The sequence below is a fragment of the Streptomyces sp. NPDC002602 genome (assembly GCF_042889445.1).
Taxonomy (GTDB): Bacteria; Actinomycetota; Actinomycetes; order Streptomycetales; family Streptomycetaceae; genus Streptomyces.
On sequence record NZ_JBIAQX010000004.1, the window covers coordinates 116803 to 134179 of the forward strand.

Genomic DNA, 17377 nt, shown 5'->3' on the forward strand with positions numbered 1-17377 from the left:
CCCCGCTCCCCACTTCTCTCCCGTATCACCCGGAGGACCCCCGATGACCGTCACCGAACCGTCCGCCCCCGCCCGGCAGGTCATGCCCGCGGAGGAACGCCACGCCGCCGAACTCGCCTTCCTGGCGGCGCACGACACCGGGCCGCGCCCGCCCGGCTGGGCCCTGACCCCGCGCGCCGTCGTCACGTTCGTCTGCGGCAGCGAGGGCGCAGAACTGACCCTGCCCAAGCGGCGCGCCGGACTGCCGACCAAGCTGGTGATCGCGCCGAAGTTCGTCGGCGAACGCGCCCTCGTCGAACGGTGCGTGGTCACCCTCGCCGGCGAACGGGGCCTGCTGCTCACCGGCGAGCCCGGCACCGCCAAGTCGATGCTGTCCGAGCTGCTCGCCGCCGCCGTGTCCGGCACCAGCGCCCTCACCGTGCAGGGCACGGCGGGCACCACCGAGGACGCCTTCCGGTACGGCTGGAACTACGCCCTGCTGCTGGCCCAGGGACCCACCTCGCAGGCCCTGGTCGACTCCCCCGTGCTCGCCGCGATGCGCACGGGCCGGGTGGTGCGGGTCGAGGAGATCACCCGCTGCCTGCCGGAGGTACAGGACGCCCTGGTGTCGATCCTGTCCGACCGTCGGGTGAGCGTGCCCGAACTGACCTCGACCGAGGACGCGGTGGTGTCCGCCACCCCCGGCTTCACCGTCATCGCCACCGCCAACCTGCGCGACCGCGGCGTCTCGGAGATGTCGGCCGCGCTGAAGCGGCGGTTCAACTTCGAGACGGTCGCGCCGATCGCGGACGCCGACGCCGAGGCCACGTTGATCCGGCGCCAGGCCGTCGCCGCGGTGCAGCGCGCCGGAGCCGCGTTCGGTGTGGACGACGCGGTGCTGGACGCCCTCGTCACCGTCTTCCGGGACCTGCGCTCGGGGCGCAGCGCCGAGGGCTGGGACGTGGAGCGGCCCGGCACGGTCATGTCCACCGCCGAGGCCGTGCAGGTGGCGGCCTCGCTGGGGGTGGCCGCCGCCTACCTGCCGGGCGGCGACGTCCTCGATCTGCTGCCGGGGCACCTGCTGGGTGTCGTGCGCAAGGACGACCCGGCCGACCACGGCCGGTTGTTGGGGTACTGGGACGGCCCGGTCCGCCGCCGTGCCGAGGACGGTTCGGCGATGTGGCGCCGGCTGTGGGACCTGCGCGGGAGCCTGCGGTGACGATGGTCGATCCGAGGGACGCCGTGGAGGCGCTCGCCGCGTGCCGGGAGCCGTACCTGCTGGGGGTCCGGCACCACAGCCCGGCCCTCGCGGCGATGGTGCCGGCCCTGCTGGACGCGGCGGGCGCGGAGGTGCTCTGCGTGGAGCTTCCCACCGAGTTCCAATCGTGGTGGGAGTACGTCGCGGACCCCGAGACGGTGGCCCCGGTGGCGCTGGCGGGCCAGGGGCGGGACGGGCGCCTGGCGTTCTACCCGTTCGCCGACTTCTCCCCCGAGCTGGCGGCGATCCGCTGGGCGCGGGAGCGCGGTGTCGAAGTGGTCTGCTGTGACCTGCCGTTGGCCGACGGCGGATGGTCCCTTCCGGACGCCCCGGCGGGTGTCCAACCGGTGGGCCCGGACCGGCCGGAAACGGAGCCGGGCATACCCGACGGGCCCGCTCCGGACGCCGCGATCCCGGTCGGCGACGGGCCGCCGGCCGCGGGCCGTCGTTCCTTCGCCGAGACGCTCTCCGCGTCCGGCACCGGACGCGAGGGCGACGACCTCTGGGACCGCGCGGTCGAGGTACAGGCCCCGGGCTGCTCCCCCGAGGCCGTGCGCCGGGCGGCGCTCGGCGTGGGCTGGGCGCTGCGCGCGGACGCCGACGTGCCCGCGCGGGACCTGGCCCGCGAGGCGCACATGCGGGCCGTCATCGCCGGCGCCGGCGCCGGGGGGCGCCGGGTGGCCGCGCTGATCGGCGCCTTCCACGCCCCGGCCCTCCTCCCGGCCGGCGTCGCGGTGGTCGATGTCGCGGCGACCGACGTCGTGGTGCCCGCCGTCAAGGACACCGGCGTGTCGAGGACGAAGCCCGCCGGCGCGCGCTCCCGCGACGCCGCCGCGGTGGCCGGAGACGACGCCGTGGTCGCCTCGTTCGTTCCGTACTCCTTCGACCTGCTCGACTCCCGCTCCGGCTATCCGGCCGGCATCCGGGACCCGCTGTGGCAACAGGCCGTGTTCGAGGCCGGCGGGGACCCGGTGCGGGTCCGGGACGCGGCCTCGGTCGCCGTGACCGGCGTCTGTCGGGAGCTGCGCCGGGCCGGGCACACCGCGGGTACCGGCGAGGCGGCGGAGACGCTGCGGCTCGCCTGCGACCTGGCGGCGCTGCGCGGGCTGCCCGCGCCCGGGCGCGGGGAACTGCTGGAGGCGGTCATGACCGTCCTCGGGCAGGGCGAACCACTGGGTCGGGGGCGGGCGTTGGCCCGCGCCCTGGAGGCCGTGCTGATCGGGGCGGGGCGGGGCAGGATCACCCCGCACGCTCCCCGTTCGGGGCTAGGTCCCGCCGTCGAGGAGGAGTTGGCGGCGCTGCGGCTGCCGTCGCCGCGTGATCCGGCCCCCCGGGAGGTCCGTCTGGATCCGTTGCGTTCCGAGCTGGACGGCCGCCGCGAGGTCATGCTGCAACGGCTGCTGGTGTGCGGCGCGGGGTACGGGGAGCCCGTCGCCGTGGCCGCCACCGGCGACGGCACCGCGCTCGGGAGCAAGTGGCGGCTGACCTGGACCCCGTCCGTGCCCGCCCGGCTGGACCTGGTCGGCGTCCGCGGCGTGACCGCCGCCCAGGCGGCCGCCGGGACGCTGCGTGACGTCGCGCGCCGCGCGGCCGAGGAGGGGGGCCCGACCCCGGCACAGATCCTGACGGGGCTGCGCGCGGCCGCGCGGTGTGATCTGCCCGCGCTGGTCGACGTACGGCTGGAGGAGGCCGCCGCGATCCTCCCGGAGACCGCAGGACTCCCGGAACTCCTCGAATCGCTGGACCTGTTGGAGGGGCTGGGCCGGGGTCACCTCCCCGGGGCGACGGAGGGGGCGCGGGTGCGCGCCGAGGCGCTCTCGGAGGAGTTGGTGGAGGCCTCCGTACGGTCCCTGCCCGGGCTCGCCGGCAGCGAGGACCCCGCCGACGCGGGCGCCCTGGTGGCTCTCGCCGACCGGGCCGCCGGCCGGCACCTGGGACTGCGGCTGGATTCCGCCCTGGCGGAACTGGCCTCCTCCGCGTCCCCGTTGATGCAGGGCGCGGCCCTGGCCGTACGGGTCCTGCTGGACCTGGATCCGGCGCACGGGCTCGGCGAGCGCGCGGCGGGTTGGGTCGACGGCGCCGGCACGCCGGACGCCCGGCGTGCCCTGACCCGCCGACTGACCGGTCTGCTCACGGCCGCCGGCCCGCTGCTCGGCTCCTCCCCGACCGCTCTCACCCCCCTGCTGGACCGGGTGGACGGCCTCGCGGACGATCGGTTCCTGGACCGGCTGCCGGCGCTGCGCGGCGGCTTCGACGCGCTCTCCCCGGCCGCCCGCGACCGGCTGCTGGACACCGTCACCGAACGGCTCGGGGACCGCCTGGACCTTTCGCTGGACGCACCGCCCGGACTGCTCGCCCTCTGGGCGGCGGCGGACGCGGCGGGCCTCGCCGCCCTCAAGGACCTGCCACTGCCCGGCGCGGACACCGAAGCGCCCGACGTCCCGGAGGGGACGGCCGCCCCGCGGCCCGTCGATCCCGGGTCGCGGCGCCTGTCCCCCGCCGACCGGTGGCGGCTGCTGCTCGGGCGGCAGCGCGACCGGCTGCCGTCCGGCGCGCGGGGCTACGCGCGGGCGCTCGACGAGCTGTACGGCGCCGGGCGCGGCGAGGGCTCCGCCGATCTGGACGACGGCCGCGGCTCGGGCGGGGGTCTGGAAGCCTCGTTCCCCACGGCCCGGGAGTGGTCCGAGGAGTTGGAGGCCCTGTTCGGCGCCGACGTGCGGGAGGAGGTGTTGGCCGACGCCGCGGACGCGGGCCGGGTCGATGTGCTGGCCCAGTTGGACCCCGCCTCTGTGCGTCCCTCGATGGAGCTGTTGACCTCGGTGCTCTCGCTGGCCGGCGGGATGCCCGAACAGCAGTTGGCGCGGCTGCGGCGCCTGGTCGACGAGCTGGCCCGGGAGCTGGCCACCCGGCTGCGCCCGACGCTGTCGGGGCTGGCGACGCCGCGCCCGACCCGCCGCCCCGGCGGGAAGCTGGACCTGGCCAGGACCCTGCGCGCCAACCTCGCGCACACGCGGCGGGCGGCTGACGGGCGGGTGGTGGTCGTCCCGGAGCGGCCCGTGTTCAGTACGCGGGCGAGCCGGGAGGCCGACTGGCGGCTGATCCTGGTGGTCGACGTCTCCGGTTCGATGGAGGCCTCGGTGGTCTGGTCGGCGTTGACGGCAGCCGTGTTGGGCGGGGTTCCCACCCTGTCCACCCACTTCCTGGCGTTCTCGACCCAGGTCGTCGACCTCACGGAGCGCGTCGACGATCCGCTGTCGTTGTTGCTGGAGGTACGGGTCGGCGGCGGTACGCACATCGCCGCCGGGCTTGCGCACGCCCGGTCGCTGATCACCGTTCCGAGCCGCACCCTGGTCGTCGTGGTGAGCGACTTCGAGGAGGGGGCGCCGCTCGGCGGACTGCTCGGCGAGGTGCGTGCGCTGGCCGCTTCCGGTGCGCACCTGCTGGGTTGCGCCGCGCTCGACGACGCGGGCGCGCCCCGGTACTCGGTGGCGATCGCGCGGCAACTCGTCGCGGCCGGCATGCCGGTCGCCGCCCTCAGTCCCCTCGCTCTCGCCCGCTGGGTGGGCGAACGCCTCCGTGGAGATGTCCGTTGAGTACCGATCTGTTGCCGCCCGTCGCCCCCGAGGTCCTCGCGGAGGCGGTGGAGAACCTCACCGCGCGGCTGCGCAAGAAGTTGGACGCGGCCATCGAGGCGTGCGCCTCGGAGGCGGTGGCCGGGCCGGACGGGAGCGTGAGCGTCCGCTTCGGCGAGGATGCCGTGGTGACCCTGCGTCCGGGCCCTTCGGGGGTGGTCACGGCGGCCGACGAGGCCGTCTGCGGTTGCCTGCTGGCACCGCGCTGCCTGCATCGGGCGGCCGTGCTGGGGGCGGCCCCGCTCGCCGATCCCGAGCAGCTCGCCGCCGCGGAGCCGACGGCCGACGCCGCGGTGCCGGATCCGGCCCGCGCGGGGGCGCCGCCCGAGAGCGGTGTGGTGGGGGCCGGTCCGCAAGCACCTGCGGTACACGGGACCACGACACCCGGGGCCGGCGCCGGGGCTCCGCCGCCTACCGCACCCGAGCCGCCGACCGCTGCACAACTGCGGGCCTCGGCCGCGCTGTGGGAGGCGGCTGCCGCCGCTCTGGCCGCCGGGGTCGCGGCCGGCGGTGCGGTGGTGCAGGCCGAGCTGCTGCGGGCCGCGCACAGCGCACGCCTCGCCGGGCTGCCGCGCGGCGAGGCCGCCGCCCTGCGCGTGGTGCGGGGGTTGCGGGCGGCGCGGGAGCGCAGTGCCGCCCAGCGACTCGGCGCCCTCACCGAGGCCTTCCGCGAACTGCTGCACGTCGCGGGACTGACGGCCTCCGGAGCCGGCGGGCCCGCGCTCACGGGCACGGGCCGCCGCGCCTACGAGGCGGGCGGCAGCCTGCGGGTGCACGGGCTGTGCCGCGAGCCCGTGTTGTCCGCCACCGGCTACGGCGGTGTGGTCACCCATCTGGTGGGCGCGGACGGCTCCCGCTACTCCGTGTCGGACGTCCGCCCCGGCGGACTCGCCCGGGCGCGGGGCGCCGGGTCCGCGTCCGTGGCCCTGGGCGGCGCCGTCCTCGACCACGCCGGGCTGGCGCGCGGGGGTCTGCGCGTCGTCGGCGCGACGGTGTCCGCGGACGGGCGTCTGGGTGCGGGACGCGGGGTCCAGGCGACTCCGCTGCGCGGGATCGCCTGGACCGACGAGCCCGCCGCCGCACTGTTCGCCCGTCCGGCGGCGGAGGCGGTGGCAGCCCTGCTCGCCGACCCCGAGGGCGAGCCCGAGCTGCTGGGCTGCGACGTCCGGGTCGTCGGCGGGGCCGGCGAGCACCTGTTGGTACGGGAGCTGTCGACCGACGGGACCGTGCGCGCGGACGCGCCCGTGCTCCGGCTGCGCCCGGCGCATCCGCATCCCGAGTTGCCGCACACGGCCAACCTGCGCCGGCTCGCGGGGTGTCCGGGCCTGGCGATCCGGGTGCTGGGCCGTCCGGATCCGGACCGGGCGGCCACCCTGGGTGCGCTGGCCGTCGGGCCGGTGCCGGGCGCGCGGTACACCCTGCGGTTGCCCGAGGAGTGGCTCGGCCGGGCCGACCTCGGTTACGACCGCCTCCAGGGTTCCCACCTCCCGGACGGGACGCCCGATCTCCCGGAGGGTGACGGCGGGCCCCTGGCCGGTCCGATCGGGGCCGGCGCGGACCCGTTGGCCGAGTCCCCGCTGTGGCGGGTGCGCAGGCTCCTGGAGACCGGGGTGGCGGGCGGTCGCCGGGCCGTGGCGGAGGCCGCCAGGGGGCCGGAGCCGCTCGGTCTGCGCGGCCCGCTGCGTCGTTCGGGTTTCGGGGCGGCGGCGGATCTGGCCACCGCTCTGGCCGTCGAGGCGGACCGGCGCCCCCGGGACGCCTTCGGCCGCCTCACCGACGCCTCGGCCGACCGCTACGCCTGGGCCTGGCTCGCCTCGGCCACCCACCTCGGTGCGGCGGAACGCTCGTTGGTGGCGGCTTCCTGGTCCTGAGCCGGTCGTCTCCCGCGCGGGCTCCGAGCGGCGCGGGAGACACCGGGGCCCGCCGATCGTGCGAGATCGGACACACCCGACGGCAGCGGATGGAGCAGCACGAAGGGTGCCAAAGAATCCGAAATCGGCACAACCACACCCGGTGGGTGCGCGGTTGCCCCGGTCGCCCGCGCCCGGCCCGACGGACGGCCCCGGGGGCGCCTCCTGACGGCCCGTGACACTCGGCGCGACACGCACGGATCGAATGTCCGGGTATGGGTAGGCTCCCCCGGGACAGCGTGCGGGAGTTCGAACCAGGGTGGATTCATGGAACGTCAGACAGGGGCGCGCGGCCTCGCGATGGTCGTCGCGCTGCTGCTCGGGGTCACCGGATGCAGCCGGACCGGCGCCGGCGGGAGCACCGACGGGAAGGGTGACACGCGGGCGCCCGGCACCTCCGCCTCGCCCTCCGCGCCGTCCGGGGACGACGCGAAGCCGACCGCGGGCGACGTACTGCCCGGCATGGTCAGCGCGGCCGTCGCCCGGACGCAACTGGCCGCGTTGAAGATCGACAAGCCCGGCACGATGGCCGGCTACAGCCGCGCCAGGTTCACGCACTGGGCCGAGCAGGGCAACAAGTGCGACACCCGCGAGGTCGTCCTCAAGCGCGACGGCAAGGACGTCGCGCAAGATTCCGAGTGCCGCGCCTCGTCCGGCGCGTGGAAGAGCCTGTACGACGGGCTGGAGTTCAACGAGGCGTCGAAGTTGGACATCGACCACATGGTCCCGCTCGCCGAGGGCTGGCGCTCGGGCGCCGCCGACTGGGACGCGGCCCGGCGCAAGGCGTTCGCGAACGATCTGACCCGCCCCCAGTTGCTGGCGGTCTCGGCCGCGTCGAACCGGTCCAAGGGCGACCAGAGCCCGGACCTGTGGCAGCCGCCGGACAAGGCGAGCTGGTGCCAGTACGGACGCGCCTGGACCACAGTGAAGTCCCACTACGAGCTGACCGTCACCGAACCGGAGAAAGCCATGCTCACCACCATGATCGACACCTGCGCGGGCTCATGACCGGGGCGGATCGGCACGACGCGGCGCAAGAGTGGACGGACACGGTCGTCGCCGGCCCCGGCGGCGCCATGACCGACGAGGTCGGCGTGATCACCGGTGAGCTGACCCTGCGCACGGTCGCGGGAGCCGATGGCAAGATCCGGTTCGACATCCAGTACCTGGACGCCGACGAGTGGTACACGCTCACGGGCAGCCCCCTCCCGCACGGAGACCCGCACGCCCTGCACCGCGCGGCCCTCGCGGCCGTCCGCGCCGGCGGCGGGGCCGAGGTCCCGTCCGGCTGAGCCCCCGGTCGCCCGTCGCGTCGTCCCGAGGATCTCGGGACGGGTCGCGGGGCGGTGACCTGGGCGGGGATCCCGAGGTCGCGGCGAGTCCCGCGGCCCCGGCGCGTCCGATGGCCCCGCCCCGGGGCACTCGGTCGACCCACCCCGCCTCCTGGGATGCCTCTCAGAGCGAACTCGCTGGTCAGGGGGACGGCCACCTGACAGACTGAAACGGCTCGATCACCCCAGGAGGACAAGATGGCAGACGAAACCGACACCCCGCAGAACGAGTCCCCGGCCGACGAGGCCAAGCGCAAGTTCCGGGAGGCCCTGGAGCGCAACGCCGCGAATGCCCAGTCCCAGCAGTCACACCAGAGCCGGGCGAAGGTGCAGGGTTCCAGCAGCGGCCCCGGCGGCAAGAACAAGAAGGTCCGTCGCAAGACCGGCTGACCACGGACCGACCGCTGCCCCGCCGGGAGGCTCCACCCGGCGGCGTGGGCGGCGACCGCGCCGACCGCGGGGGCGGGTCGTCGCAGGCCCCTGGAACGGATGATTGGGCCGCATGGGTGACGGGCGATAACCACATGCCGTGAGGACAGTTGATCAGGGCGTCCCGCCGGGGACAGCTCATGCGACAGAAGGATCCTCAATGCTCAAGAAGTTCATGGCCACCGCCGCAGTCACCGCCTCCGTCATCGGCGCGGGCGCCGTCGCGGCCACCCCGGCCATGGCGATCGGCAACGACAACGGCGTGAACACGGTCAACGGCAACAACGCCTCGCAGATCTACGGCAACCAGGAGACCGAAGGCGCCATGAGCCCGCAGCTCAGCGCCGTCCAGGGTTCGCTGAACAAGCTCTGCGTGGGCCTGCCCGCGAAGGTCAACGCCCAGTCGATCCTCGCCGCGATCAACGTCGGCGTCCAGGACATCAACGTCCTGTCGAACCCGCAGAACCAGCAGTGCGCGGAGAACTCCACCCAGGCGAAGGGCGACGAGTCCCTGTCGCACATCGTGGACAACATCCCGGTCCTCTCCGGGAACCTCTCCGCCGGCAGCTGACCCGGTCGACCCCAACCGGCGTGACGACTCGCTCGTCACGCCGGTTCGGCGTTTCCGGCGCGACCGTTGCACCCGCGGCCGTTCCACCCGTGACCATCCCGGGTTTCACCGAAAGGTTTGGTCTAGACCTTGACAGGTCCAGACCATCTTCGGTTCAGTGGCGTCAGTTGCCGTCCCCACCCGGCAATTCCCCCCACCCTAGGAGCAGTCACGTGATACGCACGCTTCGTCGTCGTGCCCTCTCGCTGGCCGCGGCCGCCGCCGTGACCCTCGGTCTCGCCGTCGCCCTGCCCGCCTCCCCCGCCGCGGCCGCCCCCGCCTGCGCCGGCTCCTGGGCCGCCTCGGCGGTGTACACGGGCGGCATGAACGCCTCGTACAACGGACACAACTGGCAGGCCAAGTGGTGGACGCAGGGCGAGACGCCCGGCACCACCGGGCAGTGGGGGGTCTGGTCGGACCAGGGCGCCTGCGGTGGTGGCGGGGGCCAGGACCCCGACCCGGGGAACGGGAGCGGATTCGTCGTCAGCGAGGCCCAGTTCAACCAGATGTTCCCGAACCGGAACCCCTTCTACACCTACAACGGGCTGGTGGCGGCGCTCTCCGCGTACCCCGCCTTCGCCAACACCGGCGACGACACGGTCAAGCGGCGCGAGGCGGCCGCGTTCCTCGCCAACGTCTCGCACGAGACGGGCGGGCTCGTCCACATCGTCGAGCAGAACACGGCCAACTACCCGCACTACTGCGATGCCACGCAGCCCTACGGATGTCCGGCGGGCCAGGCCGCGTACTACGGGCGCGGTCCCATCCAGCTCAGCTGGAACTTCAACTACAAGGCGGCCGGTGACGCCCTGGGCATCAACCTCCTCGCCAACCCGTACCTCGTGGAGCGGGATCCGGCGGTGGCCATGAAGACGGCCCTCTGGTACTGGAACACCCAGAACGGTCCGGGCACGATGACCGCGCACGCCGCCATGGTCAACGGCGCGGGCTTCGGCGAGACGATCCGCTCCATCAACGGGGCCCTGGAGTGCAACGGCGGGAACCCTGGCCAGGTTCAGAGCCGGGTGGGCAAGTACCAGAGCTTCACCCAGTTGCTCGGTGTGACGCCGGGGAACAACCTCAGCTGCTGAGGCGTCCCGTCCTCAGGGCGGTGGCCAGTTGCGCACGGGAGCGCAGGTCGAGCTTCTGGTAGATCCGGGTCAGCCGGGCCTCCACCGTCTTGACGCTGAGGAACAGTTTCGCGGCCGCCTCCTGGTTGCTGGCGCCCTGACCGACGAGCAGGGCCAGTCGGGTCTCGGCCTCGGTCAGGGCCGCCTGACCCGGCTGCCCGCCGGCGGCCGGGTCGGGGGCGGCCTCCCGGGCCAGCTCCACCCAGGGTTTCGCGCCGGCCCGGTCGAACATGTCGGCCGCCTCCCCGAGGGCGGCGCGGGCGGGAGCGCGCCGCCGACGGCGCCGTTCCACGCGGGCCAGCGCGAGCAGGGTCCTGGCCCGTTCCAGCGGAAGTCCGAGGGCGCCGAACCGGCGGGCCGTGGACTCCAGCAGGGTCACGGCCGGCTCCGCCTCGCCCTGAGCGGACAGGCACAGCCCCCGGGCCCGGTCCAGGGCGGCGAGCACACCGGTGCGACCGAGGGCGTCGGCGACCGTACGGGTCGACTCCAGCAGGGCGGCGGCCTCCTCGAGGGCGTCGGCGGCCACCAGGGCCTCGGCGAGTTCCCCGTGCCAGCGCAGGACGGAGGGGTCCACGACCTGCTGGGCCTCCTCCAACTCGGCCACCCTGCGCAGGGTGGCCACCGCCTTCGCGGCTTCCCCGGTGGCCAGTTCGACCAGCCCGAGGGCGTACAGGCCCCGGGACAGGAAGACCTGGTCCTGTTCCTCCTCGGAGGCCTGGACTCCCCGGCGGGCGTAGCCGGCGGCGCGGGCGAAGCTGCCGGCGGTGGCCTCGGCCATCGCGGCGACGTACCAGGCGGGGCCGGGTGACAGGCCGGCCTCGATGGTGAGTTCCAGGGCGCGGCGGGCGTGCGCGGCGCCCGCGGCGCAGTTCCCCCGGCGCAGCTCGACCTCGGAGAGGCTGCGCAGCACCTCGAAGACGTCCTCGGCGGAGCCGGTGCGTTGGACGGCGGGCAGCAGGACCAGGAGCCGACCGCGGGCGTCGTCGAGCCGGTCGTCGAAGAGGGCGTGCCGAACGGCGAGGTACTGCGGCGCGTTGCGCATGCCGAGCGGCACCTCGGGTGCGGGCAGGGCCAGTGCCTCGGCCAGGATGTCCTCGGCGTCGTGGTCACCGAGGATGCGGCCCATGCGGGCCCGCACGGTCAGTGCCATGGCCTCGGCGACCTGGTCGCCGCCGAGGGCGGCGAGGGTGCCCGCCTCGGCGGCGGCGTCGCGGGAGCGGACGGGGTCCCCGTCGCTGAGGTTGTGCTTCCAGGCGATGCGGAGTTGGACGGCGGCGCGCAGTGAGGGGTCGCCGGCGGCGTCGTCCACGGCGTACGCGAAGGTCTCGTCGAGGTCCGCGAGGGCCTGTCCGGCGGCGTCGATCACGGCGAGTCGGGCCCGTACCCGGTCGGCGGGCGAGGCGTCGCGGGCGAGCACGGCGCGGGTGGCGCGGCGGGCGAGGTCGGCGCGGCCCGCCCATCCGGCGTCCTCGGCGGCGCAGACGAGCCGGGCCAGTTCGTCCCGGGGCAGGTCGGCGGGGGTGCGTTCGGCGGCGAGCAGGCCGAGTTCGGCGGCGAGGTCGCGTTGTCCCCGGCGCCGGCAGGACGCGGCGGCCTCGGTGATCTCGGTGGCGAGGCGGGCGTCGGGGGTGTCCACGGCCAGCGCGCGGTGTCGTACGGCCTGGACGGGGTCGTCCACGGCGGTGGCGAGCGCGGCGTGCCCGGCGGCCCGCTCGGGCCAGCCCGCGTCGGCGGCGAGCGCGGTCGGGAGGGCGCCGGCGGTGAACCGCACCGTGCCGTCCTCGCCCACGGTGACGAGTGCGGCGCGTTCGGCCTCGGCGAGTTCCGCGTCCGCGTCGGGGCGGCCGGCCCGGCGGAGCAGGGCGGTGGTGGGGCGGGTCGCGAGGGCGGCGAGCAGCAGGGTGCGGCGGGCTCTGGCGGGGGCTTCGGCGAGCAGCCGGCGGGCGACCTCGCGGGCCTGCCCGGAGACGGGCAGGGTGTCGGCGTGGTGGGCGCCTCCGTCGCGGGATCCGGCGGCTTCGGCGAGGGAGTGGCCGAGGGCCAGGGCCAGGCGGGGGTTGCCGCCGCTGGCCTGGTGGATGCGGCCGGCCAGCCGGGCGGGCAGGCCGTGTCGGCACAGGAGTTCGGCGACCTGCTCCGCCCCGAGCGGGGGAACGCGGATCGCGGGGGTGTCGGGACCGCAGAGGGGCACGGCGACGGGAGCCCCGCCCTGCACGCATTCGGCCACGAGGACCCGGACTCCGGGTGGGGTGAGGCGCAGGGCGAAGCGGAGGAGGTCGGTGCTCTCGTCGTCGAGCCACTGGGCGTTGTCGAGGACGAGCAGGACGGGTCCGGGAGCGGCCAGGGTCCGCAGGATCTCGACGACGGCGAGGCGCAGCGCGACGTGGTCGCGGCCGGCGCCGGGCTCGTCGGTCTCGCGCCGGAGCAGGGCGATGGCGGCGCGCTGGGGTCCGGCGAGCCGGTCCAGTGCGCCGTGGGGCACGGAGGCGAGCAGGGCGGCGGCCGAGGCCTCGGGTATCCATTGGTCGGCGGCGTCCGGGGCGAGGTGGAGCACGCTCTCCCGCCGGCCCTCCGCCGCGGCCACGACGGCCCGGACCACTTCCGTCTTGCCCGCGCCCGCCGGTCCGGTGAGGATGGCGCGGCCGTGCGTGGTCAGCGCGCGGTCCACCGCCTCGATGAGTTCACCGTGTCCGACGGTCGTGTCAGCGTTCCCCGTCGCCGCCACGCACAGCCACCAGCCTTTCGCGCCCCTGCTCCTGTGCCTTTCCTGTGAGACGCGACAATACGAGGTCAGCCGCCGGGCGGACCCCGTTTGTGACGCAGAAATCTCAGTGGGTGGACAGGAATGCCCGGCGGACCTGCCGGTACGAGTGGCATCGGCAGGTCCGCTGGGTGGGTTGGTCCGTACTATCGGTCCGTCAGGCGGGAGTTGGGGGGCTCTGCGCCCCTTCGACGGCCGGTTCGGGGACCGGATGGCGTCCGGCTTGGGGACCGGACGCCGGGCGGGCTCAGAAGCCGAGGCTCCAGGAGTTGATGTAGCCGGTGTCGGACGCGGCCACGTCCTGGACCTTCAGCTTCCAGGTGCCGTTGGCGGGCAGGGCGGAGGCGTCGACGGTGTAGGTGGTGGCCAGGTTGGCGGTGCTGTCGTTCGAGGAGTTCTTCAGCCGCTTGACGGTGCCGTTCGGGGCGACCAGGTCGATGACGAGGTCACCGCGGTAGGTGTGCTGGATGTCGACCGAGACCTTGAGCGCGGCCGGGGCGTTGCCGGTGCGGCCGGTGACGGTGATCGAGGAGGTGACGGCGCCGCCGTTGTCCGGGATCGCGACGTCGGTGGTGTTCTCGAAGGTCGGGGTGGTGGGCGTGGAGGTGACGGCGTTCACGGTCGCGGCCGCGTCGGCGAGACCGGCGCCGCAGCCACCGGTGCAGGTGCCGGCGAGCGGGCGGGCGTTGGCCTTGATGGCCGCCTCGATCTGCGCCGGGGTCAGCGAGGGCTTGGCGGCGGCCAGCAGCGCGGCGAGGCCCGCGACGTGCGGGGCGGCCATGCTGGTGCCCTGGTACGGCTTGTAGATCTCGGCGCCCGCGGTGGTGGTGCCGCCGTTGAGCGTGGAGAGGATGCCGTTCTCGGGGGTGGTGACGGTGCCGGGCGTGTCGGTGGCGCGGCGGGTCTCACCGCCCGGGGCGGCGATGTCGATGATCGTGCCGAAGTTGGAGTAGAACGAGCGGTCGCCGGTGCGGTTGCTGGCGGCCACGTTGATCACGTTGTTGCAGCTGGCCGGGTTGAATCCGGCCGCGTCCGCGTTGCTGTTGCCGGCGGCGACCACGACGGTGGTGCCGCGGGAGACGGCCGCGTTGATGGCGTTCTGGTAGCTGGTGCCGCAGGTGCCCGAGCCGCCGAGGCTCATGTTGATGACCTTGGCGGGGGTGGCGTTCGCCGGGACGCCGGGGACGGAGCCGCCCGAGGCCCAGGTGATGGCGTCGACGATGTCCGAGGTGGCGCCGCCGCACTTGCCGAGCACGCGGACGGGCTGGATCTTGGCGTTGTAGGCGATGCCCGCGACGCCCTTGGAGTTGTTGGTGGCCGCGGCGATGGTGCCCGCGACGTGGGTGCCGTGCCAGGAGGAGTCACTGGCCTTGGAACCGGTGCCGCACTCGCCGGCCCCGCTCCAGTCGCCCTGGTCGGCGGGGTTGCTGTCGCGGCCGTTGCCGTCGCGGGCGGCGGAGGAGTCGCTGATGAAGTCGTAGCCGGCGACGATGTTGGAGGCGACGTCGGAGTGGGCCACGTAGCCGGTGTCGATCACGGCGACGGTGACGCCGGAGCCGGTGGTCTTGTCCCAGGCGGCGGGCACGTTCATGCCCGCGGTGGGCTCGAAGAGGTCCCACTGCTTGGCGTACTCGGTGTCGTTCGGGGTGGCCAGCGCGTAGGCGCGGGAGTCCGTCTCGACGTAGGCGACGTCGGGGTCGGCGCGGAACTGGGCGATCACGTCGGCGGCCGCGGTGGGCGCGGTGGCGCCTCCGAGGTTGACGAGGGCGGCGCCGGTGCCGAGGCGGCGGTCGAAGGTCGCCTTCTTGCCGGCCTTCTTCCCCTTGGTGGCGGCGTCGTCGGCGGCGGCGGAGTTCGAACTGGCCTCGCTGGCAGTCGACTTGTATCCGACGATGAGGTTCTCGACCGGCGCCGTGCCGGGGGCCCCTGCGGGGGCCGCGGCGGCCGGGAGGGTGGTGGCGGGGGCCGCGGTGTCGGTCAGGGCCACCGAGGCGGTGGCGGAGCCCGCCAGGAGGGTGACGGACATGGCCACCACGGATATGAGCCGACGTCTGGTTGCGTGCACGGTGTTCCCTTTCGCGGGCCGTTTCCGGGCAGGCCGGAGCGGCCGGTCTGAACTGTGTGGGAGGTGAACCGGCGGCCGCGGATCGGGGACGGGTTGGTCAGACCCGTCCCGGACACCGCGGCGCCGCGTCGCCCGGCCGCGACGGCGGGGCAGGGCGACGGCGGTGCGCCGACGATCGGCCCGGCCTGCGGACGGCTTCGCACCATGTGGGGTGGGTGCGGGGACTGTTCGAGGTGGGGAAGATCGCCGGTGGGCAGACAGTAGGCAACGCGGGGATGAACGCGATACGGGGAAAACCCTTGTCGGGCCCCTGCGGGGGGCCGAGGGGCCCCCGCGGGAGCCCGACGGAGACGGGTGATGCGAGCGGGTCGCGCGGACGGGCTACGCGGGCGGGTTGAGCCTGCGGAAGTAGGTCCAGCTCGTCTCGTTCGGCTCGGTCCACTCCTTGGGGGCGTGGGCGTATTCCGGGTGGTGGGCGGCGATGTGGGCGCGGGTGCGTTCGGGGACCTCGGCGTAGGAGGGGAGCTTGCGGCCGCGGCAGTGGAAGGTGAGGCCGCCGGGGCGCTGCCCCTGTTCCATCCAGGGCAGCCACGGGGACATGCGGGTCCACGACATGGTGGCGGGGACGCCGGGCGCGTCGGTGGTGAGGACGGACGCGGGGGCGAAGAACTGGAACAGCTCCAGCGCGCGGTAGGTGTCGTCGGCCGACTGGGCGGGGTACTGGACGACGGGCAGCGGCGAGGGGTAGGCCAGCGGGATCTCCAGGCTGAAGCAGACCTGGTCGCCGAGCTCGGTCATGGGGACCGGGAAGGGGCGCCACTTCTGATGGGCCGGATCGTTCCACACGTGGACGACCGGTTTGCCCTGCCAGGTGTCCAGGATCTCGCGGCTCTGCGGGTCGAGGTAGAAGGCGGCTTCCCGGGTGAGGAGTCGGTAGCCCCCCTCCTCCTCGACGAGGCGGGCGACGTTGACGCCCTCGAAGCCGAAGAGTCGCCGGTACGGCTCCCCCGGCGCCCATGCGTGGACGTCGCCGGTCCACCAGAAGGTGACCTCCTCGCCGTCGAGGGAGGCGCGGGTGCGGGCGAGGGCCCGGAGGAGTTCCGTGGGAGTCATGAGGGGTACTCTGCGCGGTCCCGGTCCGGCCCGGCAAGGACCCCGGGTTCGATCCGGCCGGGCCCGAAGGACACCCGGGGGGACCACGGTACGGATGCCAGGTTGACGGGGGCGGTGGACAGCGGCAACGGTGACCGCCATGGGGAACGAAAACCGCCTGCTCGTGCTGCTGGTCTGCCTGGTGTTGGGCGGCGGCCTGACCGCTGCCGCGCTCGGGGCCTCACGGGCCGCCGGACCGTCGGGCACGGGCGTCGCCGCGGAGGACTTCGTCGACATGCGCGACGTGGCGCCCGCGCCGGCGCCGCCGGCTGCGGGCCCCGGGGCCTCCACCGGATCGGTGGTGGTCGACTGCGGGCGCAACCGGGAACACCACTACAACGAGGACAACCTGGTCGTCTCGCCCGGCTTGCGCGCGGGCGCGCACCACACGCACGCGTACGTGGGAAACCTGTCCACGGACGCCATGTCCACCGATGCCTCCCTGGCCGCGGCCCCCACGAGTTGTACGGGCGGTGACAGGTCGACGTACTACTGGCCCGTGCTGCGCCGCACGGACCGTGCGGGCACGGACGGCCACGAGAGTTCCGCGGGGCACGGGAACAGCGGTGAGATCCTGCCGGAGGCGTCGGTGGGCGTGGAGTTCCGCGGCAACCCGGTGAGCGAGGTCGTGCCGATGCCCCGGTTCCTGCGCGGCGTGACCGGCGACGCCGTCGCGTACACGGCCGCCGACGACGCCGACGTCCGGGCCCGGTGGGGCTGCTCCGGTTCGCCCGACCGGTCCACGACCCGCTATCCGCGCTGCCCGGCGGGCGAGCGGCTGACCCGGACGCTGGTCTTCCCGAGCTGTTGGAACGGCCTGGACACCGAGAGCCCCGGGCACCGTTCGCATCTGGTGTTCCCGGCCGCCAACGGGGTCTGCCCGCAGGGTGCCTTCGCGGTGCCGCAGTTGCGCGTCTCGCTGGCCTACGAGGTGCCGGCCGGCGCGCCGATCGCGTTGGACTCCTTCCCGGAGCAACGGCACAGCCCGAAGACGGACCACGCGATGTTCGTGAACGTGATGACCGAGGGCCGGATGCGGGCGGTCGTCGACTGCCTGAACACGGGGCGCACGTGCCGGATGTGACCAGCGGGGCGGCCCCTGGTGACGCAGGTCACATGA

General features: G+C 74.7%; 12 protein-coding genes. 9 read left to right on the forward strand and 3 right to left on the reverse strand.

What is annotated here, in order from left to right; all coding sequences use genetic code 11:
• Nucleotides 1–43: 43 nt before the first annotated feature.
• From ACFYW3_RS13645 to ACFYW3_RS13680, 8 genes are all read left to right on the forward strand, one after another.
• Nucleotides 44–1198: an AAA family ATPase gene (locus ACFYW3_RS13645; protein ID WP_389386328.1), complete on the forward strand. Its 1155-nt coding sequence runs from the start codon at nucleotides 44–46 to the stop codon at nucleotides 1196–1198.
• Between the two features lie 2 nt (nucleotides 1199–1200).
• Nucleotides 1201–4830 (forward strand): DUF5682 family protein, encoded by a 3630-nt coding sequence (locus ACFYW3_RS13650; protein WP_389386586.1) that lies wholly within the window; start codon nucleotides 1201–1203, stop codon nucleotides 4828–4830.
• Complete coding sequence (locus ACFYW3_RS13655) at nucleotides 4827–6740, forward strand: hypothetical protein (RefSeq protein WP_389386329.1); 1914 nt, start codon at nucleotides 4827–4829, stop codon at nucleotides 6738–6740. Before ACFYW3_RS13650 ends, ACFYW3_RS13655 begins: the two co-directional genes overlap by 4 nt.
• Nucleotides 6741–7046: 306 nt before the next feature.
• Nucleotides 7047–7787, forward strand: coding sequence for a DUF1524 domain-containing protein (locus tag ACFYW3_RS13660; RefSeq protein ID WP_351750978.1), 741 nt, complete (start codon nucleotides 7047–7049; stop codon nucleotides 7785–7787).
• The gene (locus ACFYW3_RS13665) at nucleotides 7784–8071 is read left to right on the forward strand and encodes a hypothetical protein (RefSeq protein ID WP_351750980.1); all 288 of its coding nucleotides are present in this window, start codon (nucleotides 7784–7786) and stop codon (nucleotides 8069–8071) included. Before ACFYW3_RS13660 ends, ACFYW3_RS13665 begins: the two co-directional genes overlap by 4 nt.
• A gap of 237 nt (nucleotides 8072–8308) precedes the next feature.
• The gene (locus tag ACFYW3_RS13670; RefSeq protein ID WP_053680668.1) at nucleotides 8309–8500 is read left to right on the forward strand and encodes a DUF5302 domain-containing protein; all 192 of its coding nucleotides are present in this window, start codon (nucleotides 8309–8311) and stop codon (nucleotides 8498–8500) included.
• A 199-nt stretch (nucleotides 8501–8699) separates the two neighbouring features.
• Entirely contained in the window at nucleotides 8700–9110 is a 411-nt protein-coding gene (locus ACFYW3_RS13675; protein ID WP_351750982.1) for a rodlin, read from the forward strand.
• Between the two features lie 212 nt (nucleotides 9111–9322).
• The gene (locus ACFYW3_RS13680) at nucleotides 9323–10240 is read left to right on the forward strand and encodes a glycoside hydrolase family 19 protein (protein ID WP_389386330.1); all 918 of its coding nucleotides are present in this window, start codon (nucleotides 9323–9325) and stop codon (nucleotides 10238–10240) included.
• Here the strand turns inward: ACFYW3_RS13680 and ACFYW3_RS13685 are convergent.
• From ACFYW3_RS13685 to ACFYW3_RS13695, 3 genes are all read right to left on the reverse strand, one after another.
• The gene (locus tag ACFYW3_RS13685) at nucleotides 10230–13004 is read right to left on the reverse strand and encodes an AAA family ATPase (RefSeq protein ID WP_389386331.1); all 2775 of its coding nucleotides are present in this window, start codon (nucleotides 13002–13004) and stop codon (nucleotides 10230–10232) included. The genes ACFYW3_RS13680 and ACFYW3_RS13685 overlap by 11 nt on opposite strands.
• A 283-nt stretch (nucleotides 13005–13287) precedes the next feature.
• Nucleotides 13288–15066, reverse strand: a complete 1779-nt coding sequence (locus ACFYW3_RS13690; RefSeq protein WP_389386587.1) for a S8 family serine peptidase — start codon at nucleotides 15064–15066, stop codon at nucleotides 13288–13290.
• 420 nt (nucleotides 15067–15486) lie between these two features.
• Nucleotides 15487–16218, reverse strand: coding sequence for a DUF1838 family protein (locus tag ACFYW3_RS13695; protein WP_389386332.1), 732 nt, complete (start codon nucleotides 16216–16218; stop codon nucleotides 15487–15489).
• A 139-nt stretch (nucleotides 16219–16357) separates the two neighbouring features.
• Here ACFYW3_RS13695 and ACFYW3_RS13700 point away from each other — a divergent pair, with 139 nt between their 5' ends.
• Nucleotides 16358–17341, forward strand: a complete 984-nt coding sequence (locus tag ACFYW3_RS13700) for a DUF1996 domain-containing protein (RefSeq protein ID WP_389386333.1) — start codon at nucleotides 16358–16360, stop codon at nucleotides 17339–17341.
• Nucleotides 17342–17377 lie beyond the last annotated feature (36 nt).